The 19,093-nt window shown below is 68.7% G+C and carries 17 protein-coding genes; 7 read left to right on the top strand and 10 right to left on the bottom strand.

What is annotated here, in order from left to right:
• Nucleotides 1-2 precede the first annotated feature (2 nt).
• Together AVL48_RS13340 and recQ are read left to right on the top strand one after the other, a co-directional pair.
• Nucleotides 3-833, top strand: coding sequence for an SMI1/KNR4 family protein (locus tag AVL48_RS13340; RefSeq protein WP_061983287.1), 831 nt, complete (start codon nucleotides 3-5; stop codon nucleotides 831-833).
• Nucleotides 834-881: 48 nt separating this feature from the next.
• Complete coding sequence (gene recQ / locus AVL48_RS13335) at nucleotides 882-2,717, top strand: DNA helicase RecQ (protein ID WP_061983286.1); 1,836 nt, start codon at nucleotides 882-884, stop codon at nucleotides 2,715-2,717.
• A gap of 4 nt (nucleotides 2,718-2,721) precedes the next feature.
• Here recQ and AVL48_RS13330 read toward each other — a convergent pair whose 3' ends face one another.
• The gene (locus tag AVL48_RS13330; RefSeq protein ID WP_061983285.1) at nucleotides 2,722-2,943 is read right to left on the bottom strand and encodes an antitoxin; all 222 of its coding nucleotides are present in this window, start codon (nucleotides 2,941-2,943) and stop codon (nucleotides 2,722-2,724) included.
• A gap of 161 nt (nucleotides 2,944-3,104) precedes the next feature.
• On the opposite strand from AVL48_RS13330, the gene add reads away from it, so the two are divergent.
• Nucleotides 3,105-4,079: an adenosine deaminase gene (gene add / locus AVL48_RS13325; RefSeq protein WP_061983284.1), complete on the top strand. Its 975-nt coding sequence runs from the start codon at nucleotides 3,105-3,107 to the stop codon at nucleotides 4,077-4,079.
• 69 nt (nucleotides 4,080-4,148) lie between these two features.
• Here the strand turns inward: add and AVL48_RS13320 are convergent, their stop codons facing one another.
• Nucleotides 4,149-5,576 carry a cellulase family glycosylhydrolase gene (locus AVL48_RS13320; RefSeq protein ID WP_061983283.1) on the bottom strand — a complete coding sequence of 476 codons (1,428 nt, stop codon included), beginning with the start codon at nucleotides 5,574-5,576 and terminating at the stop codon, nucleotides 4,149-4,151.
• Nucleotides 5,577-5,851: 275 nt separating this feature from the next.
• On the opposite strand from AVL48_RS13320, the gene AVL48_RS13315 reads away from it, so the two are divergent.
• Nucleotides 5,852-6,673, top strand: coding sequence for a lytic transglycosylase domain-containing protein (locus AVL48_RS13315; protein ID WP_244162307.1), 822 nt, complete (start codon nucleotides 5,852-5,854; stop codon nucleotides 6,671-6,673).
• Here AVL48_RS13315 and AVL48_RS13310 read toward each other — a convergent pair.
• Genes AVL48_RS13310 through AVL48_RS13300 form a run of 3 tightly spaced genes read right to left on the bottom strand, consistent with a single transcriptional unit; the run spans nucleotide 6,670 to nucleotide 10,364 of the window.
• Nucleotides 6,670-8,019 (bottom strand): vWA domain-containing protein, encoded by a 1,350-nt coding sequence (locus AVL48_RS13310; protein ID WP_061983282.1) that lies wholly within the window; start codon nucleotides 8,017-8,019, stop codon nucleotides 6,670-6,672. The two genes, AVL48_RS13315 and AVL48_RS13310, sit on opposite strands and share 4 nt — an antisense overlap.
• A complete protein-coding gene (locus AVL48_RS13305) occupies nucleotides 8,016-8,897 on the bottom strand; it encodes an AAA family ATPase (RefSeq protein WP_061983281.1) in 882 nt (293 codons plus the stop codon). Before AVL48_RS13305 ends, AVL48_RS13310 begins: the two co-directional genes overlap by 4 nt.
• 21 nt (nucleotides 8,898-8,918) lie before the next feature.
• The gene (locus AVL48_RS13300) at nucleotides 8,919-10,364 is read right to left on the bottom strand and encodes an MFS transporter (RefSeq protein WP_061983280.1); all 1,446 of its coding nucleotides are present in this window, start codon (nucleotides 10,362-10,364) and stop codon (nucleotides 8,919-8,921) included.
• Between the two features lie 62 nt (nucleotides 10,365-10,426).
• Here AVL48_RS13300 and AVL48_RS13295 point away from each other — a divergent pair, with 62 nt between their 5' ends.
• From AVL48_RS13295 to AVL48_RS13285, 3 genes are read left to right on the top strand one after another with little or no spacing between them, the layout of a single operon-like run.
• Nucleotides 10,427-11,398, top strand: a complete 972-nt coding sequence (locus AVL48_RS13295; RefSeq protein WP_341865659.1) for a helix-turn-helix transcriptional regulator — start codon at nucleotides 10,427-10,429, stop codon at nucleotides 11,396-11,398.
• On the top strand, nucleotides 11,395-12,426 hold the full coding sequence (gene mgrA / locus AVL48_RS13290) for an L-glyceraldehyde 3-phosphate reductase (protein WP_061983279.1): 1,032 nt from the start codon (nucleotides 11,395-11,397) through the stop codon (nucleotides 12,424-12,426). The genes AVL48_RS13295 and mgrA overlap by 4 nt, the downstream gene beginning before the upstream one ends.
• Before the next feature lie 52 nt (nucleotides 12,427-12,478).
• Entirely contained in the window at nucleotides 12,479-13,225 is a 747-nt protein-coding gene (locus tag AVL48_RS13285; RefSeq protein ID WP_061983278.1) for a class I SAM-dependent methyltransferase, read from the top strand.
• Between the two features lie 99 nt (nucleotides 13,226-13,324).
• Here AVL48_RS13285 and AVL48_RS13280 read toward each other — a convergent pair whose 3' ends face one another.
• The 5 genes from AVL48_RS13280 to sigC form a co-directional block, all read right to left on the bottom strand.
• Complete coding sequence (locus tag AVL48_RS13280) at nucleotides 13,325-14,137, bottom strand: aldo/keto reductase (RefSeq protein WP_061983277.1); 813 nt, start codon at nucleotides 14,135-14,137, stop codon at nucleotides 13,325-13,327.
• A 10-nt stretch (nucleotides 14,138-14,147) separates the two neighbouring features.
• Nucleotides 14,148-15,389 (bottom strand): PucR family transcriptional regulator, encoded by a 1,242-nt coding sequence (locus AVL48_RS13275; protein ID WP_061983276.1) that lies wholly within the window; start codon nucleotides 15,387-15,389, stop codon nucleotides 14,148-14,150.
• Nucleotides 15,390-15,529: 140 nt separating this feature from the next.
• A complete protein-coding gene (locus tag AVL48_RS13270) occupies nucleotides 15,530-15,985 on the bottom strand; it encodes a (2Fe-2S)-binding protein (protein WP_061983275.1) in 456 nt (151 codons plus the stop codon).
• 25 nt (nucleotides 15,986-16,010) lie between these two features.
• Nucleotides 16,011-18,257: a xanthine dehydrogenase family protein molybdopterin-binding subunit gene (locus tag AVL48_RS13265; protein WP_061983274.1), complete on the bottom strand. Its 2,247-nt coding sequence runs from the start codon at nucleotides 18,255-18,257 to the stop codon at nucleotides 16,011-16,013.
• Nucleotides 18,258-18,502: 245 nt separating this feature from the next.
• Complete coding sequence (gene sigC, locus AVL48_RS13260) at nucleotides 18,503-19,072, bottom strand: RNA polymerase sigma factor SigC (protein WP_061983273.1); 570 nt, start codon at nucleotides 19,070-19,072, stop codon at nucleotides 18,503-18,505.
• Nucleotides 19,073-19,093 lie beyond the last annotated feature (21 nt).

Raw genomic sequence — 19,093 nt, 5'->3', positions numbered from 1 at the left:
GCATGCGCAAGTCGTGGGGGCGCGCGGTGGTGGTCGCCGTCGCGAGCGTCGTCATCGTGTCGGGACTCGTTTTCGCGGTCACGGCGCGCGGCGGGCAGGGCAGGGGTGCGCAGTGGCTCTCGGCCGAGCAGGCGCCCCGGACCACGCCGCGCGCGCAGTCTTATTCGACCGCCGCACCCGCGCCAACGACCCGGCCGACATTGACCGTCGACAGTGGCTGCCGTCTGGGACAGGGCCCGGCCGAGCTCACCCCGGTGCCGGAGGCGACCACCCGACGGGTGAACGCCGCCTGGGACCGCGTCGAACGGTGGCTCGCGGCCAACGCGCCGACGACGGCGGCGGCCCTCCGTCCGGCCGCGACGATCGCACGGATCGCCGAAACACAGCGGAAGGCCGGCGTCGCCCTCCCCGCCGAACTCGTCGCCTTCCTGCTGCGGCACGACGGCGTCTCGGGCCTTGGCGAAAGCTTCGCTTTGCCCCCGTTCCACCGCCTCGCGTCCACGGAAACCGTCGCGGACGAGGCGAAAGTCCTGTGCGAAGTGCTGCTCTCGAGCGGATCGGACGACAGCGTCGGTTCCTGGTGGCACGGGCAGTTCGTGCCCGTCGCCGTCAACGGCGGCGGCGACGGGCTGTTTCTCGACCAGCGGGCCGGCACCGGGCGCCTCGGCTCGTGGGACCACGAGGGCTCAGTACGCTTCGAGGGCTGGCCGGGGACGCTCACCGAACTTCTCGAACAGACCGCGGCCGCGCTCGAAACCGGCGGGACGGTCCTCGACGGCTACCGGCCGGTCGTCACCGGAAACCGGGCGCTGGACTGGGATTTCCCGCGCTGAGGAGCGCGGGCGCGGGCACTGTCGGACCCCGCCCCTAGAATCGGCCGGGTGGCAGCCCCCGACATCGGTACCTCGGAAGCCCTCGAAACGCTGAACCGGGTTTTCGGTTACGACAGCTTCCGCGGCGAACAGCACGCCATCGTCGAACACGTCATCGCAGGCGGTGACGCGCTCGTTCTCATGCCCACCGGCGGCGGGAAGTCACTGTGCTACCAGATCCCCGCCCTCGTCCGGCCCGGTGTCGGCGTCGTCGTGTCACCGCTGATCGCGTTGATGCAGGACCAGGTGGACGCGCTGCGCAACCTCGGCGTGCGCGCGGGTTTCCTCAACTCGACACAGGACTACGCCGAGCGCAACCGGGTCGAGGCCGCGTTCCTCTCCGGCGAACTCGACCTGCTGTACCTGGCACCGGAACGGCTCTCGGTCGAGTCGACGGTGCGGCTGCTCGATCGCGGCAAGATCTCGTTGTTCGCCATCGACGAGGCGCACTGCGTCTCCCAGTGGGGGCACGACTTCCGGCCCGACTACCTGATGCTGTCCGCGGTGCACGAACGCTGGCCGGACGTGCCGAGGATCGCGCTCACCGCCACCGCCACCAAGGCGACGCACGCCGAGATCGCCTCCCGGCTCAACCTCGAGAACGCGCGGCATTTCGTCGCGAGCTTCGACCGGCCGAACATCCAGTACCGGATCGTCGGCAAGAACTCACCGCAGCGCCAGTTGCTGGAACTGCTGCGCACCGAGCACCAGGGTGACGCGGGGATCGTCTACTGCCTGTCGCGGAACTCGGTGGAGAAGACCGCGGACTTCCTCGTGGAGAACGGGATCCCGGCGGTGCCCTATCACGCCGGGCTGGACGCGCGGACAAGGGCTGAGCACCAGTCGCGGTTCCTGCGCGAAGACGGGCTGATCGTCGTCGCGACGATCGCGTTCGGCATGGGCATCGACAAGCCGGACGTGCGGTTCGTCGCGCATCTGGACCTGCCGAAGTCGATCGAGGGCTACTACCAGGAGACAGGCCGCGCGGGCCGGGACGGGCTGCCGTCGACGGCGTGGCTGGCGTACGGCCTCCAAGACGTCGTGCAGCAGCGCAAGATGATCGACATGTCGGAGGGGTCCGAGGCGTACAAGCGGCAGCTGAGCGCCCACCTCAACGCGATGCTGGCGCTGTGCGAGACGGTCGAATGCCGTCGTGTGCAGGTGCTGAGCTACTTCGGGCAGCGGAGCGAGCCGTGCGGCAACTGCGACACCTGTCTGGCGCCGCCGGAGACCTGGGACGGCACGATCCCGGCACAGAAACTGCTCTCCACCATCGTCCGGCTGCAGAACGAGCGGCGGCAGAAGTTCGGCGCGGGACAGATCATCGACATCCTGCTCGGCAAGTCGACGCCGAAGGTGACGCAGCACCGGCACGATTCGCTGAAGGTCTTCGGGATCGGCACGGAACTGAAAGAACCCGAGTGGCGGGCCGTCGTGCGGCAGTTGCTCGCGCAGGGACTCGCCGCCGTCGAGGGCGACTACGGCTCGCTCGTGCTCACCGAGGGCAGCGCCGAGGTCCTGAACGGACAGCGGAAGGTCCAGCTGCGGCGCGAGCCGGAGCGGGCGGCCAAGGCGGCGGCCCGGTCCGGCGCGAAGAAGGCCGCTGCCGCCGACATGCCCGCCGAGGCGGCGCCGGTGTTCGAGCTGCTGCGTTCGTGGCGGGCCGCGGCGGCGAAGGAGCAGGGAGTGCCCGCGTACGTGATCTTCCACGACGCGACCCTGCGCCAGATCGCCACCAAACGGCCCGCCACGCTGCAGGAGCTGAGTACGGTCAGCGGCGTCGGTGAGAACAAGCTCGCGAAATACGGCGAGCAGATCCTCGAGACGCTTTCAGCGGAGAACTAACGGCTCAGTGCTCGTAGGGGCGACGGGGGGACGGCCGTCCGGTCATCCCGTCGACCTTGCGCACCGCGCCGTCGATCTGGCTGTGGTACTTGCCCTTCGTCTTGTGGTCGACGAAGGTCGCGGCCTTGTTCACGACCTTGGAGACCTTCTCAGGGTTCTTCCGCACGTAGGCTCGCACGGCCCCGGCGGTGCCGGCCAGGGCGGTCAACTTCCGCAGTAGAGGCACTGTGGTCCCTTTCCTAGGGGTCGTCTGGTGTCTGGTCAACGACCGGTTGTGGTCATCGGGTTCCCCGTAGCGCGCCAAATCACTCATTTCGGATTGGTGTGCTGGTCGGACGGTCGAAAAAGGGGGCGCGCGCCCGGCGGACGGCCAGTAGGTTCGGGCTCATGCGGGATCTTTCGCTGCTGCCCAAAGCCCATCTGCACGTCCATCTGGAAAGCACCATCCGGCCGGACACGCTCCGTGATCTCGGCGACGCGAACGGTGTCGCCGTCCCCGCCGAACAACCCGTGTTCGACGGATTCCGCGCGTTCGGTGACTACAACGGCCTGCTGCGGTCCTGTCTGCAACGGTCGGAGGACTTCGAACGGGTGGCGCGCGAGTTCTGCGCGGACCAGGTCGCGGACGGCGTCCGCTACGCCGAAGTCACCTTCACGGCGGCGTCGCACGGCGAACGGCTCGACGAGCCGGACATGCCGCTCGCGTCCGTCCTCAAAGGACTCTCGATCGGCGCGGCCGAGCATGGGCTCACCACCCGGGTGATCCTGGACCATTCGCGCCGCCGGTCGGTCGAACGCGCCCGGCGCACCCTCGACCTCGCCCGCCGGTATGCCCAGGACGGGGTGATCGCGATCGGCCTGGCGGGCGAGGAGAAGTATCCGCTCGCACCGTTCGCGGGGATCTGCGACGAGGCCGAGGAGGCCGGGCTGCACCTGATCCACCACGCCGGGGAGGACGCCGGCCCGGACAGCATCCGCGAAGCACTCGACCTCGGGCACAGCGAACGGATCGGCCACGGCATCCGGATACTGGAGGACGTCGCGCTGGTCGCCGAGGTACGGGAGCGCGGTATCGCGCTGGAGGTCTGCCCGTCGTCGAACGTGACGCTCGGGCTCGTGCCGTCGTTCGAAGAGCATCCACTTCCCCGGCTGGTCGACGCCGGGCTCGTGGTCACCCTCAGCACCGACGTCCCGTCGATCACCGGGACCACGCTGACCGACGAGTTCCTGCGGACGCGGGAGGCGTTCGACTACGACGACCTCGCGCTCGCGCGTCTCGCCAGGGCGTCCGTCGACGCGTCCTTCGCGCCCGCCGAGCTGAAGCGCTCGATCCACCAGGACATCGACGCCTGGCTCGCCTGACGCGTTTCGTCCTCTACTCGCGGTAGTTGCACACGCAAGAACCGCAAGTAGAGGACGAAACGCGGGGGGTCAGCCGGTCGGGAAGTCGTCCGGAGTGCGGATGCGGTCGCGCACCCAGACCCCGGCCGGCTTCAGCATCGACGTGCCGGTGAAGGAGTTTCCGGCGCAGGTTCCGCTCTTGAACACCGCGCCGGAGCGGGAGTCGTCGGAGAAGTTCCAGTTGGTCCAGCCGATCTTCTTGGCGGCCAGCAGATCGAGGTACTTCTGCGAGTAGGCGAAGTCGTTCCCGCCGTCACCCGTGTAGGTCTGGGTGCCGAATTCCGTGATGAACACCGGGATCCGGTCGGCGGTCCGCGCCAGCGCGTCGTAGTGCTCGTCCTGATGCGACGCGGCGTAGAAGTGGAACGTGTACATGATGTTGGTGGCGTTGACCGGGTTGTTCAGGATGTCGTTCTCGTCGCGTCCGTCGGAGATGCCGAACGTCGACCAGCCGTGGGTGCCGAGGAAGACGACACTGTCCGGATCCTGCGCGCGGATCACCGGGATGATCTGCTCCGCGTAGCTCTTCACCCGCGCCCACGTGACGTTGTTCGGCTCGTTGGCGACGTCGTAGATGATGTTGACCTTGTCCTTGTGCCGCTGGGCGATCTCGGCGAAAAAGGTCTTGGCGAGGCTCAGGTTCGCGTTGGGGTCACCGGGATCGAGCTGATGCCAGTCGACGAGGACGTACATCCCGCGCTTCGTGGCCTCCTCGATGTAGTTGTGCATCATGTCGGTGTACTTGCGCGGATTGCTTTCGTAGCCGCCTTCCTGGATGTACATGGCGACCCGCAGGATGTCGGCCTTCCAGTCGGTGGCCAGCGCGTCCAGCGAAGCGGTCTTGACGCATTGGCTGTACCACTGGATCCCGTGCGTGCTCATCCCGCGCAGCTGGATGGGCTTGCCGTACTGGTTGCACAGTTTGACCCCGCAGACATGGAGCTTTCCGTTGATCTCCACGGGGGTTCCGGTGACGGGGCCGCCACCGCCGCCGTCGACGGACAGCGAGTCGGCGTTGGGGCCGCCGTTCGCGGTGACGGCGGTGGTGCGGATCTTGTTGGTGCCCGCGGCCAGGTTCACCGTCGCGGTGACGGTGCGCCAGGTCGTCCACGCGCCGGTGCCCGCGAACGCGAGGTCGTCGGCGGCGAGCGTGCCGTTGACGGTGACGTCGAGCGGGCGGTTGGCCGTGGTCCCATTGGCGTAGCGGAAGGTCAGCGTGTGCTGTCCCGCCTGCGCCGCGGTGACGGTGTATTCGACGTAGCTGCCGGTGACGTTGTCGTAGTTGACGAAACCGCTACCGGTGAATCCCGCGTGGTTGGCTTCGACCACGCCTTGGGAGATCACCGCGTTCTCGGCTTCGTACTGGACCGCGGCCGCGGAAGCGGGCTGGGCGGAGAACGGGAGCGAGGCGGCCGCGAGCACCGTGACCAGCGCCGCGCACCATCTTGTGCGTACCACTTTGAGCCTCCTTCAGAAGCTTCAGTGCGTTCCGTGGAGCCGGGCGCGGCGAGCCCTCGTTAAGAAACCTTCCTAACGCGGACTAGTGTCACCACCCGGACGAACCGCTGTCAACCGGGTGAACAGCGTGAACTGGGCGTTCCGGGTACCCGGCCTCCGCATTTCGTCCTCTGAATGCGGTAGTTGCATGTGCAAGTACCGCATTCAGAGGACGAAACGCACCGGTGACGGCGGGCTTCACAACTTCTCCACAAGCGTCACGTACCGTGGAACCGGTGACCGCTTCGTCCCCTTCGACCCTGGATCTGATGGACCAGTGGCAACCAGCGCCCAAGAGGCGCGGACCGCGTGGCTGCGTGATGCTCGCGCTGCTGGTCGTGGGCGCCCTCGTGGCCGGGGCCGTGTGGGTGGTGGTCAGCCTCGGCGACCGCGAGCCGGGGCCGGTCAAGCCCGAATTCGTCGTCCCCGACCTCAAGCCCGCCCCGCGTTCGGCGATCCCCGGTGACGCCGGACCACTGCCCGCGGAGCCCGCGAAGGACGCCTGGATCGCAAAGGTGTCGGAGAACACGGACATCCCTTCGCGCGCGCTGCGTGCTTATGTGAACGCGGCCGAGAAGACCGCGTCGACCACGCCTCGCTGCGGAATCACCTGGGCGACCATCGCCGGGATCGGCCGGACCGAGTCCCAGCACGCCCGGCACGACGGCTCCCGCGCCGGCGAAGACGGCGTCGTGACGCCGCCGATCATCGGCATCCCGCTCGACGGCTCGCCCGGCGTGCTGGCGGTCGTCGACACCGACAAGGGCGCCCTCGACGGCGACCCCAAGTGGGATCGCGCGGTCGGCCCCATGCAGTTCCTGCCCGCCACCTGGAAGCGGTACGGCGTCCGCGCGAGCGGTGACGGCGCCGCGCCGGACCCGCAGAACATCGACGACGCCGCGATGACGACGGCGCGCTACCTGTGTGCGAAGGGTGGCGACCTCGGCAAGCCCACCGGCTGGTGGAACGCGGTGCTTACCTACAACAACTCCGCCCAGTACGGGCAGGAAGTGTTCAGCAACGCCGACGCCTACGGGAAAGCCGCCCTGAAGCCCTAAGCGGGCAGGAGCCTGGTCACCAGTCGCGTCAATTGGTGCACGTTCCGGCATTCGTGCATCTCGACGACCTCGGCGTAGGCGTGCGCCTCCGAGTCTCCCGTGGACCACAGCGCGGTCCGCTCGGGATTGAGCCAGTACGTGTGCCTCGCCGCGGCGGCGATTCCCTTCACGGCGGCCAGATTCGGGTCGCCGCCGTTGGTCCTGGCGTCACCGAGGATGAGCACGGACGTCTTGGGGCCGATGGCGTCCGAGTACCGCTCGACGAACTCCCCCAGCGCGTGCCCGTAGTCGCTGTGCCCGTCCCATCGGGTGAGTTCGGCGTCGGCGAGGATGCGCGCGCCGAGGTCCTCGGGGTCGGCCGCGCCGGTGTCGACGAGGTGGGTGATCTCGTCGCACGCGTCGATGAACGCGAACACCCGCACCTTGCTGAACTGGTCCCGCAGAGCCTGGACGAGCAGCATGGTGAAGTTGGCGAATCCGGCCACCGAACCCGACATGTCGCACAACAGCACGATTTCCGGCCGCCCCGGCCGGTGCCGCCGGTACGACGGCCGCATCGGGACGCCGCCGGTGGACAGCGAACGCCGCAGCGTCCGGCGCAGGTCGATCCGCCCGCGCGCGTGCCGTCGGCGGCGAGCGGCCAGGCGGGTGGCGAGCTTGCGTGACAAGGGCTGCACGACGCGGCGGAGTTCGGCGAGCTGCGCGCGGCTGGCGAGCAGGAAGTCGACACGGTCGGCGGCGGGCGGGACCGCGTGCCGCGAAACCCGTTCGCGGCCACGGACTTCGGCGACCCTGCGCCGCGCTTCGGTCCGCACCATTCCACGGAAGCCTTCGACCCGGCGGCGGACATCGTCGCGGTCCAGCCGGTCGGTGAAATCGGCCGAAGCCCCCGCGCGGATCGCTTCCAGCACGCGTACCACGAGCGTCTGCGGTTGAAGCCGTTCCAGCGTCTGGTGCGCCGACCAGCCGCCGGAGCCCGCGGTGCCGCCGTACTCCCCCAGCATGTCGACGGCGAGCCCGGCCAGCTGCGTCAGTTCCGCCTGGTCGCCGGCGGCCAGCGCGGAGGCGAGCCGATCGCGCAGGGCGGCGAGATCTTCGACGGGATCCTGCGACGGCGCGCCGATCCCGAGCGGGAAGTAGATGTCGAATGTCGCGTCGAACACCGCGCGCTGACCGCCACGCCGGACCAGTGCCGCGGCGAGCCCTTCCCGCATCTGCTCACGGGAGGCCAGCCCCAGCACTTCGAGTGCCGCGGCGGCGTCGACCGTCTCACTGGGACCCGCCGGGATCCCGTGTTCCCGCAACGCTTCCACGAATTCGACGAGCCTGCCCGGCACGCCGCTCACGAGTCGAGGACCTTGCCGAGTTCCAGCCGCGTGTCCGCCTTCACGACGTCTTCCTGATGTTTGAGGATGACGCCGAGGCTCGCGCGCACGACGTCTTCGCCGAGGCTGTCGGCGCCGAGCGCCAGCAGCGTTCGGGCCCAGTCGATGGTCTCCGCGACCGACGGCGCCTTCCGCAGTTCCATCGCCCGCAGCGCGGTGATCACCTTGATCACCGACGCCGCGAGCGCGTCGTCGACGCCAGGCACTTTGAGGCGCACGATGCGCTGTTCCAGTGCCGCGTCGGGGAAATCGATGTGCAGAAACAGGCAACGCCGCCGCAGCGCCTCGGACAGTTCCCGGGTCGCGTTCGACGTCAGTACCACGAACGGCTTGCGCCCGGCGCTGATCGTGCCGAGTTCCGGGACGGTGATCTGGAAATCGCCGAGGACCTCCAGCAGCAGGCCCTCGATCTCGACATCGGCCTTGTCGGTCTCGTCGATGAGCAGGACGGTCGGCTCGTCGCCCTTGATCGCCGTCAGCAGCGGCCGCGCCAGCAGGAATTCCTCACCGAAGATGTCGTTGCGGGCTTCGTCCCACGTCTCGTCCTTGCCGGCGGTGATCCGGAGAAGCTGCTTCGCGTGATTCCACTCGTACAGCGCGCGGGACTCGTCGACACCCTCGTAGCACTGAAGCCGCACCAGCCGTGAGCCGCTCGCCTCCGCGACCGCCTTGGCCAGTTCGGTCTTGCCGACCCCGGCGGGGCCCTCGATCAGCAACGGCTTGCCGAGGGCGTCCGCGAGGAACACCGTGGTGGCGACGGCCGCGGAGGCCAGGTAGCCGGTGTCGGCGAGCTTCGCCGTCACGTCTTCGACGGATGTGAAGTACCCGGTCCCAGCCACGCGGCCTCCCAGCTCGATCGCCTACCCGGCCGACTCTACGTCGCGGATCCGCTTGGGCAGCAGGAACCCGACCGCGAAGGTCAGCAACACCATCACCGCGACCACCCAGAACGTCCGCTGCGCCGCGTCCGTCGGGTCGGCGGTCCCGGCGTCGAAGAAGACCGTACCGAGCAGGGCCATCCCCAGCGCGCCACCGACCTGCTGAAGTGAGGTCAGCGCGCCCGACGCCGATCCGGCCTCCGACGGTTCCACTCCGGACAGCGCGATCTCGAAGTACGGCCCCATGATCAGCCCGGATCCGATCCCGACCACCAGCAGCGCGGGGGCGATCAGCCAGGGCCCGGTCTCCGGACCGAGCAGCAGCAACAGGGCGACCACGCCCGCGGTCATGATCAGCGCGCCGGTGTGCAGCACCTTGCGGCCGTGTTTGCGCACCACCTGCACCAGGCCCATCCCGACGATCATCCCGAGTGACATCGGCACACCGGTCAGCCCGGCCTTGAGCGGCGAAAAACCGAGCCCGAGCTGCAGGTACAGCGTGAACACGAGGCCGAAACCGGAGAACGCCGCGAAGTAGATCGTCCCGGTCGCCATCCCGGCGAGGAAGCTGCGCTTGCGGAACAGGCTGGGCTCGACCAGCGGGTCGCCACCGCGGAGACTCTTGCGCTTTTCGAACCACGCGAAGATCCCGAACACGCCGATCGCGGCCGCCATCATCGCGAACGTCCACAGCGGCCAGCCGTACTCGCGCCCCTGCACCAGCGGGAAGACGATCAGCAGCGCCCCGGTCGTGGCGAGCAGCGCGCCGGGGATGTCGAGGGTCAGTGAACCGCCGGGACGGGACTCCGGGAGGAACTTCAGCGCGGCGAGCACGGCCAGCGCGCCGATGGGGAGGTTGATCAGGAAGATCATCCGCCAGCCGGTGCCGAAGAGGTCGGCGTCGACCAGCCAGCCCGCGAGGATCGGGCCGCCGATCGCGGCGAGCCCCATGACGGGACCGAACATGCCGAAGGCGGACTGCAGCTCCTTGCCGGAGAACATCTCCTTCATCATGCCGAGGCCCTGCGGGATCATCGCGGCGCCGAACAGGCCCTGCACCACCCGTGCGGCGATGATCATCTCGGGGCTCACGGCGATCGCGCAGAACAGCGAACCGACGACGAAGCCGATCGCGCCGATCAGGAACATGCGCTTGCGGCCGAAGATGTCACCGAGCCGTCCGCCGGTGAGCAGGCCGGACACCATCGCGAGGGTGTAGGCGACGCCGAGCCACTGGATCATCGCCGTCCCGCCGCCGAGCGAAGCCCGCATGACCGGCCCGGCGATGCTCGTGACCGTCATGTCGAGCAACTCCATGACCGAACCGGTCAGGATCACGAACAGCGCGGGCCAGCGCCAGCGATACGGCGTTGCCGCGAGGGTGTTTTCCGAGGTCACGACGCTCGGGGTGTCCACTGTCATCGTCATGGGGACAACGCTAAAGTTAATTCCGGCCACTTTTTGACCGGAATCGGAGCGAATCTGGATTCATGGCGAACACGAGTGCGCGGATGCTGCGGCTGCTGTCCCTGCTGCAGACACACCGCTTCTGGTCGGGAACCGAGCTGAGCGACAAGCTCGAAGTGAGCGAGCGGACGCTGAGACGCGACGTCGAACGGCTCCGTGAGCTGGGTTATCCGGTCAACGCGAGCCGCGGCGTCGCGGGTGGCTACCAGCTGAGATCGGGCACGGTCATGCCGCCGCTGCTGCTGGACGACGAGGAAGCCGTGGCGATCGCGGTGGGCCTGCGGACGGCGGCGAGCGGCTCGGTCGAGGGTATCGAGGAGACGTCGGTCCGGGCGTTGACGAAGGTCGTCCAGGTGATGCCGCCCCGGCTGCGCAGACGCGTCGACGCGCTCCAGGCGTACACGACGCCGGCGGCGGTCACGGGTCCCCGCGTCAACGCGGCCAGCCTGACGGTGATCGCGCAGGCCTGCCGGGACGACGAGCGGCTGAAGTTCGACTACGCGGCGCGCGGCGGCGAGGAGTCCGCGCGGCTGGTCGAGCCGCACCGGCTCGTCTCACTCGGCCGCCGGTGGTACCTGGTGGCGTGGGACCTCGATCGGGTCGACTGGCGCACCTTCCGCGTCGACAGGCTCAGCGAGCCGCGCACCACCGGTGCCCGCTACCGGCCGCGGGAGATCCCCGGCGGCGACGCGGTCAAGTTCGTCGAGGCCCAGATCAAGGCCAGGCCGACCACGCATACGTTGGTCGTCCGGGTCGACGCGCCGAAAGCCGAGGTCGAGGCGGCGGTGCGCTACCTCGGCGGCGCGCTCGAAGCCGTCGACGAGACGTCTTGCCGTCTCACGATGAACGTCGACACCTTCGACTGGCCCGTACTGATCCTCGCCGCCATCGGCGCTCCCTTCGAGGTCGAACGGCCTTCGGCCTTCAAAGATCACCTTGGCTCGGTCGCCGCGCTCTTCTCAAGGGCGTCCGGACAGCTAGCATCGGGCTCGTGAGCACCTATGTCGCGGCCGAGGGCCGATACGAGAGCATCCCGTACCGCCGTACCGGGCGCAGCGGCCTCAAACTGCCCGCGATCTCGCTGGGCCTGTGGCACAACTTCGGGCACGACAAACCGCTGGGCACGCAGCGGGACATCGCGCGGCGGGCGTTCGACCTGGGCATCACCCATTTCGACCTCGCCAACAACTACGGGCCGCCGTACGGCTCGGCCGAGGAGAACTTCGGCAGGCTGCTGGCGTCGGACTTCAAGCCGTACCGCGACGAACTGGTCATCTCGACCAAGGCCGGCTATGACATGTGGCCCGGCCCGTACGGCGAATGGGGTTCGCGCAAGTACCTGCTGTCCTCTTTGGACCAATCGCTCGGCCGGATGGGCCTGGACTACGTCGACATCTTCTACTCACACCGCTTCGACCCGGAGACGCCGCTCGAAGAGACCGTCGGCGCGCTCGACACCGCCGTCCGCTCCGGACGCGCGCTGTACGTCGGCATCTCGTCGTACTCGTCGGAGAAGACCGCCGAAGCCGCCCGGCTCCTGCGGGAACTGGGCACGCCGCTGCTGATCCACCAGCCGTCGTACTCGATGTTCAACCGGTGGCTCGAAGGTGACAAACTGCTCGACACCCTCGAAGCCGAAGGCGCGGGCTGCATCGCGTTCTCGCCGCTGGCGCAGGGCATGCTGACGAGCCGCTACCTCAACGGCATTCCGGAGAATTCCCGCGCCGCGCAAGGGAAATCGCTCAACCCGGACACGATCACCGAAAACACCCTCGGGAAGATCCGGGCGTTGAACGAGATCGCTCAGCGACGCGGGCAGACGCTGGCCCAGCTCGCGCTCGCGTGGGGGCTGCGCGATCCGCGGATGACGTCGGTGCTGATCGGCGCGAGCAGTGTCGCGCAGCTGGAGGACAACGTCGGCGCGCTGAAGAACCTGCATTTCACCAACGAAGAACTGGCCGAGATCGACCGCTACGCCACCGAAGCCGACATCAACCTGTGGAAGCGGTCCACCGACGCCTGAGACCACCCGAAATCGCGTTGCCCCACCCGGCCGGAGAGCCGAGACTGCGGACATGACGTTCGAAGAGCTGCTCGCCGAAGGAGAGGCCGTCCCGATCGAAGGCTGGGACTTCTCGTGGTTCGAAGGCAGGGCCACGGAGGAACGGCCACCGTGGGGCTACTCACGACTGCTCGGCGAACGGATGGCGGCGGCTTCGGCCGGGCTAGACCTGCAGACCGGCGGCGGCGAGGTGCTCGCGGGCATCCCGAAACCGCCGCCGGTCCTCGCCGCGACCGAAGGCTGGCCGCCGAACGTCGAGGTCGCCAGGAAGACCCTCGCTCCACTGGGCGGCGAGGTCGTCGAGGCCGAGTACGACGCGCCTTTGCCCTTTCCCGACGAGTCCTTCGACCTGGTGAGCAGCCGCCATCCGATCGCGAACCCGTGGCGGGAGATCGCGCGCGTGCTGCGACCGGGTGGCATCTTCCTGTCGCAACAGATCGGTGCCGGGACCGTCCGCGAACTGAAGGAGTTCTTCCTCGGCCCGCAGGACTACGGCGACTGGACACCCGACGTGCTGCGCGTCGAGGCGGAAGCCGTCGGACTGCGGGTCGAACGGCTGGAACCGGCGAAACTGCGCATGGAGTTCTTCGACCTCGCCGCGGTGGTGCACTTCCTGCGGAAGGTGATCTGGATCGTGCCGGGGTTCGAGGTGGAGACCTACCGCGACAAGCTCGCGGAACTCCATCGGATGATCGAGACCGACGGGAAGTTCGTCGCGCATTCGCGGCGGGTGCTGGTGGAGGCCGTCAAACCCTCGTGAGTGTTCGGGTCTCACTAACGAGCCCAGTCTTAGGTACTTACCCGGGACCTGCGGCTTGCTCGCGTGAAGTACAGCACGGTCGCTAACGACGGAAAAACCTCACGAGCCCAAGCGCTTCAGCTGCTCAGCCGTCAGCTTGACCTCCGCCGCGGCGACGTTCTCCTCCAGATGCGAGAGCTTCGCCGTTCCCGGGATCGGCAGGATCACCGGCGACCGCGCGAGCAGCCACGCGAGCCCCACCTGCGCCGTGGTCACCCCCAGTTCGGAAGCGACGGCCGCGAGCGCGACAGTGGCGGAAGACGCGGCGCCCAGCACCGGCCGCCAAGGCAGGAAAGCGATCCCTGCCGCCTCGCACGCGTCCAGCACCGCTTCGTACGAGCGGTCCAAGAGGCTGTAGCGGTTCTGCACACTCGCGATGTCCACGATCTCCCGTGCCCGCGCGAGTTCGCCGGCGGTGACCTCGGACAGCCCGACCCGGCCGATCTTGCCCTCGTCACGCAAGTCCCTCAGCGCGCCGAGCTGGTCGGCCAGCGGAGTCTCCGGGTCGATGCGGTGCAGTTGCAGCAGCTCGATCCGCTCGACACGCAGCCGTCTCAGGCCTTCGTCGACCTGCACCCGCAGCGATTCCGGCCGTGCGTCGTACTTCCAGTCGTCCCCGGTCCGCACGACACCGACCTTGGTGGTGACCACTACGTCTTCCGGGTACGGGTACAGCGCTTCGGCGAGTAGTTCCTCGTTCGCGCCCCCACCGTAGAGGTGCGCGGTGTCGATCAGCGTGACGCCGAGTTCGACCGCGCGCCGCGCGACGGCGATCGCGTTCTCGCGCGCGGGACCGGATTCGGTCGGCAGGTGCATGGCGCCGAACCCGAGGCGGCGCACGGGCAGGTCTCCGCCGATGGCGAACTGTTCCATGAGGACGAACCTAGCGCAGCGGATCCCGCGGCGAGGGCAGATGCGAGGTGTCCGGGAACATGTGGAGCGCGCGCAGAGCCGCGCCGAGCTCGGCGATGTCCGCCGGATCACTCAGCGAACGGCCCAATTCCTCGGAGATCCGCTTCAGCCGGTGCCGGATCGTGTTGGGGTGACAGAACATCCGCTCCGAGGTCAGTTTCGTGGAGCCCTGGCATTCGAACCACGCCCGCAACGTCAGCAGCAGCACGTTCCGGTCGTCGCCGGGCAGGTCCAGGATCGGCCGTAGCACGTGATGCGCGAGCTGCACCGACGCCTCCGGCGCGCTGGCGACCAGACCGGCGAGCGGGGATTCGTTGAACTGCACCATTCCCGTCGTCCCCGGCAGCATGCTGGAAAGCGCGACCCTCGCCAGGTGCAGCGCGCGGGAGGTGTTCCCGAGGCCGGTGAACACCGGGCTGACCCCGATCCGGCCGGTCTGGTTCTCCCGCAGCAGCTCGATGATCACCTGGGGCGCCGCCGGATCCCGCATCGACACGACACCGACCTGGAGGTCCGGGGTGAGCCGCCACGCGGACGCGTGCTGCCGTTCGCGGAGCCGGTTCTCGATCTGCGGCAACGGTTCGTGTCCGACGCGCGGCGTTTCCGCGGCCACGACCACGTAGGTGCCGTCGAGCGAGAGTTCGAGCACGCGCGCGATGTCCCACAGGGTGCCTTCGGTGGCCGCCCCGCCGGCGAACAGCGCTTCGACCAACGCCGAGCGTCTGCTTTGGTGCGTCAGCATGACTTCGGCGGTGGTGTCACGGTAGGTCGTCGTCAACGCCTCGGCGTAATCGTCGATCAGTGCCCAGATCGCCGAGGTCGCGGCCACGAGCCCGCGAAGATCCTGATGCTCCTCCGACGCGGTCAGTTCGACGAACCGGTTCCACACCTCGGTGAGGCCGATCCGATACGCCCGCAGCAGTTCCGGCAACGGCGCGCCCTGCAACGCCCGCGCGCGTCCGGTCGCCCGGGCCTGCGCGAGATCGGGTTCCTCCGTGCCGCGCAGGGTCCGCATGACGAACTCGAGGTTGCTCCGCACCGACGTCCGCAACTCGGCGAGCGAGACGAACTGCGCGTCGCGGTACACCGGCATCTCGGCACGGATCTGCTCGACGGTGCTTTCGATGAGCCCGGGAAGCTGCTTTTCCACCTCGACGGCGAGTTCGGCGACGACGGCGGCCGAGCCTTCGCGGAGCACAGTTCGGTAGTGCATGGACGTCCTCCGGGGCAGGGGCTCCTCGTCGAGTCCCTGGGCACGCCATCTAACACGACTTCCCCGGAGGTGGCCTGTCGAAGGCGAAAGGCCCCGCCGGTGCGGCGCGGACACGGGTTTTTCACCGCACCGGCGGGATTTCACATCTTCGCGGCCGCGCTCTTGATGGCCTCGCGGATCCGGAAATAAGTGCCGCACCGGCAGACGTTCTGGATGGCGTCGATGTCGGCGTCGGTCGGGTTCTTCGTCTTCTTCAGCAACGCCACCGCGGCCATGATCTGACCCGGCTGACAGTAACCGCACTGCGCGACGTCCTGCTCCAGCCAAGCCTCCTGCACCGGGTGCAGGTCATCCCCGTCGGCGAGGCCTTCGATGGTGGTGACGTCGCGGCCGGAGCACTCGGACACCGGCGTCACGCACGGGTTGAACGCCTCGCCGTCGAGGTGGCTGGTGCAGGCCTTGCAGACGTTGATCCCGCAGCCGTACTTGGGGCCGCGGACGCCGAGCTTGTCGCGCAGCGCCCACAGCATGGGCAGATCCGCGGGCGCGTCGACGGTGACGGTCTTCCCGTTCACCGTGAAGGTGTAGTTGGGCATCGGAACTCCTCGGCGGGAAGGAAAGTCAGCGGGGGAAGGGTTCGAAGTCGACCGGGAAGTCGACCGGGAAGCTGCGTGGTTTGATGCCGGTGGCCCGCGCGTACGCGTTCCCGATGGCGCCGACCGGCGCGGGTACGCCGAGTTCACCGGCACCGCCGATCTCACCCGTCCCGGGCATCACGACCACCTTGACGTCCATCGGCGAGTTCTTCTGCCGCGCGTAGTGGAACTGCGAGTAGCTGCCCTCCAGCGGCAGGCCCTTGTCGATGTGCAGCCCGGCGGTCAGCGTCGTCGAGATGCCGTCGGTCAGACCGCCGAGCATCTGCGCTTCGAGCCCGCGCGGGTTGATCGGCTTGCCGACGTCGACCGCGATGGTCGCCTTGGTGACACGCGGCTTCTTCGGGTCGCGCCCGTCGAGTTCGACGAGGCAGGCGGTGTACGACTTGTACTCGCCGTGCACGGCGACGCCCTGCGCGAAACCCTTGGGCATCTTCTTGCCCCATTCGCCGAGTTCTGCGACCTTGTCCAGCACGGCGCGCTGCCGTTCGTCCTTGATGAACTCGCGCCGGAACTCCACCGGGTCCTTACCGAGCTTGGCGGCGATCTCGTCGACCATGATCTCTTCCGCGCCGCGCGTGCTCGACGAGTACACCGACCGCCAGGCACCGGTGTGGAAGTCGACCGGGACCTCGTTGAGCAGCTGCGTCGTGACGCCGAAGTTGTACGGCGACTTCACCGTCAGCAGGAAAACCGTCTGCGCGAAGCTCAGGTTCCCGCCGACCGGCAGCTTCGCGGCGAAGGCCGTGAGGACCTCGCCGAGCCCGTGTCCCCAGTCGGTCTCGACGCTGGCGACACGATGCTCGAAGGTGAGGACCTGGCCGAGCGCGAAGGTGGCACGGATCTTGTGGTGGCTCGCGGCACGGGCGCGGCCGTGGCGCATGTCGTCGATCCGGCTCCACATCAGCCGCACCGGCCGCTTGAACGCCTTGGACGCACGCGCGGCCTCGATGGCGCCGTCGGAGAACAGCCGTCGGCCGAAGGAACCGCCCGCCTGCTGGACGTGCACGGTGACCTTGTTCTCCGGCAGCCCGAGTTCTTGGGCGATGTTCTGCTTCGCAAGGATCGGGACCTTCAACCCGGACCAGATGGTCGCGCTGTCCTCGCGGACGTCGGCGACCGCGGAGTTGGTCTCCAGCGGCGCGTGACTGGCGAAGGCGAAGTCGAATTCGCCGTCGACGTACTGGGTCAGCAGCGGCGGCACGACGAACGGCAGCGCGGCGGCCCGCAGCTTCTTCTTGATCGTCGCGTTGTTCTCACCGTCGACGGTGCCGGCGTTCCAGGTGACGTCGAGCGCGTTCTTGCCGTCGAGCGCCTGGCCGAAGGTCTCCGCCAGCACCGCGACCCCGGTCTGGATCACGGCGATGTCGATGATTCCGGGCATCGCCCGCACGGCGGCCTCGTTGTTGACCTTCTTGACCGTGCCGTTGATCGTCGGCGGGCGGCGGACCATCACCGGCTTCGCCCCGGGGATGTCCAGGTCGAGGGTGTACTTGAGCTGCCCGGTGACCATCGCGCGGGCGTCCTTGCGGGACTGCGGGGTGCCGACCAGCCTGTGCGCGGACTCCGCCTTCGGGGTCACGGTGAGCTTCCCCAGGTCGGCGCGGGCGGCGGGTTTGGACAGCGCGCCGTAGGTCAGCCGCCGTCCGTCCGCGGCGATCACCGAGCCGTCCCTTGTGGACAGACGCTCGGCGTGGACGCCCCACTGCCTCGCCGCGGTCGCGACCAGCCGGGCCTTGGCGGCGGCCGCGGCGGTGCGCACCGGCGTGTACAGCGAGCGCATCGTGTTGGAACCGCCGGTCAGCTGATTGAACAGCAGTTCCGAACGGGCGTCGGAGAGCACGACGTCGACGCGGTCGAGCGGCAGGTCCAGCTCCTCGGCGACCAGCATCGCGTTCGCCGTCGTGATGCCCTGGCCGACCTCGGTCCGCGGGAGTTCCAACCGGACGCTGCCGTCTTCGCGGACTTCCAGCACGAGCAGGTTGGCGGTGGGCGCGTTCGAGAGGATCAGGACGTCGCCGAGGTCGAGGATCTCGGCCGGACCGGGCAGGGTCGGGATGACGGCTTCGGCCTCTTCGGGCGCGAAGCCGTCGATGCCGATCTTCGTGGCGATCGTGAGCGTGGGGGCGGCGACGAGGAAGCTCAGGAACCGGCGACGGCCGAGGCCGCCGGAATCCGGAGCCTCGCCGTGGGTTCCAGTGGTGGGACTGGCCATCGGGAAGATCCCTTCGAGAGCGCGCGGAGAAGGCGGGGACCCTCGCGCGGCCTGGGGTCGGATGGCGACACGCTAGGCATCGGCATTCGGCCTAGTCAACGCGGAGTAGTCGTGCCCGGCCATTTGTGTGACCAGATGACAGCCACCGCCCCGAAATGTGTGGCGTGCCACAGCGCGGCCCGCATTTAGTCCTCTGAACGCGGTAGTTGGCAGCGCGAACTACCGCACTTAGAGGACGAAACGCGTCAGATGGAGTCGCGCTCCCGGCCCGCTTCGAGCAGGTCTTCGCGGGCGCGGGCGATCCGCGAGCGCACGGTACCGACCGGGCAGCCGCAGATTTCGGCGGCTTCGGCGTACGAGAGCCCCAGAACCTGGGTGAGGACGAGGACCTCACGCCGCTCCGGGTCGAGACCGTCGAGCAGCATCCGCAGCTCCACCAGATCCTCGAACCCCGCGACGCCCTCCGCGTGACGCGCCCCGCGCCGCTCGGCGGTCGCTTCCCAATCGACGTCGGCGAGTTTCGGGCGCGCCGAGGCCGCCCGGATGCGGTCGACGACCACGCGCCGGGCGATCGACAGGAGCCAGGTCCGCGAGGAGGACCGGCCGGCGAACCGGCGGAGGCTGCCGAACGCGCGCAGGTACGTCTCCTGGGTGAGGTCGTCGGCGGCGCCGACGTCGGCGAGGTGCGCGACGAACCGCCAGACGTCGGCCTGCGTGGCCCGCACCCAGTCCTCGAGCGCCCGCCGGTCACCGCGGGCGGCGGCGAGCGCGAGCGCGGTCACCCGCTCGTCGTCGTGGTTACGCGGCCCGGCCATAGGAGAAACGTAGCAGCGCGC

This window comes from Amycolatopsis regifaucium (assembly GCF_001613935.1).
GTDB classification, from domain to species: domain Bacteria; phylum Actinomycetota; class Actinomycetes; order Mycobacteriales; family Pseudonocardiaceae; genus Amycolatopsis; species Amycolatopsis regifaucium.
The sequence above is the reverse complement of the archived record's forward strand: the minus strand, read 5'-3'. Positions and strand labels throughout refer to the sequence as shown.

Excerpts from the sequence above, each read along its gene's own strand:
- add (WP_061983284.1), top strand. The coding sequence starts at position 3,105 with ATGCGGGATCTTTCGCTGCTGCCCAAAGCCCATCTGCACGTCCATCTG.
- AVL48_RS13270 (WP_061983275.1), bottom strand. The coding sequence starts at position 15,985 with ATGCCCAACTACACCTTCACGGTGAACGGGAAGACCGTCACCGTCGAC.
- AVL48_RS13275 (WP_061983276.1), bottom strand. The coding sequence starts at position 15,389 with ATGCACTACCGAACTGTGCTCCGCGAAGGCTCGGCCGCCGTCGTCGCC.
- AVL48_RS13295 (WP_341865659.1), top strand. The coding sequence starts at position 10,427 with ATGGCGAACACGAGTGCGCGGATGCTGCGGCTGCTGTCCCTGCTGCAG.
- AVL48_RS13300 (WP_061983280.1), bottom strand. The coding sequence starts at position 10,364 with ATGACGATGACAGTGGACACCCCGAGCGTCGTGACCTCGGAAAACACC.
- sigC (WP_061983273.1), bottom strand. The coding sequence starts at position 19,072 with ATGGCCGGGCCGCGTAACCACGACGACGAGCGGGTGACCGCGCTCGCG.
- AVL48_RS13265 (WP_061983274.1), bottom strand. The coding sequence starts at position 18,257 with ATGGCCAGTCCCACCACTGGAACCCACGGCGAGGCTCCGGATTCCGGC.
- AVL48_RS13285 (WP_061983278.1), top strand. The coding sequence starts at position 12,479 with ATGACGTTCGAAGAGCTGCTCGCCGAAGGAGAGGCCGTCCCGATCGAA.
- AVL48_RS13340 (WP_061983287.1), top strand. The coding sequence starts at position 3 with ATGCGCAAGTCGTGGGGGCGCGCGGTGGTGGTCGCCGTCGCGAGCGTC.
- AVL48_RS13280 (WP_061983277.1), bottom strand. The coding sequence starts at position 14,137 with ATGGAACAGTTCGCCATCGGCGGAGACCTGCCCGTGCGCCGCCTCGGG.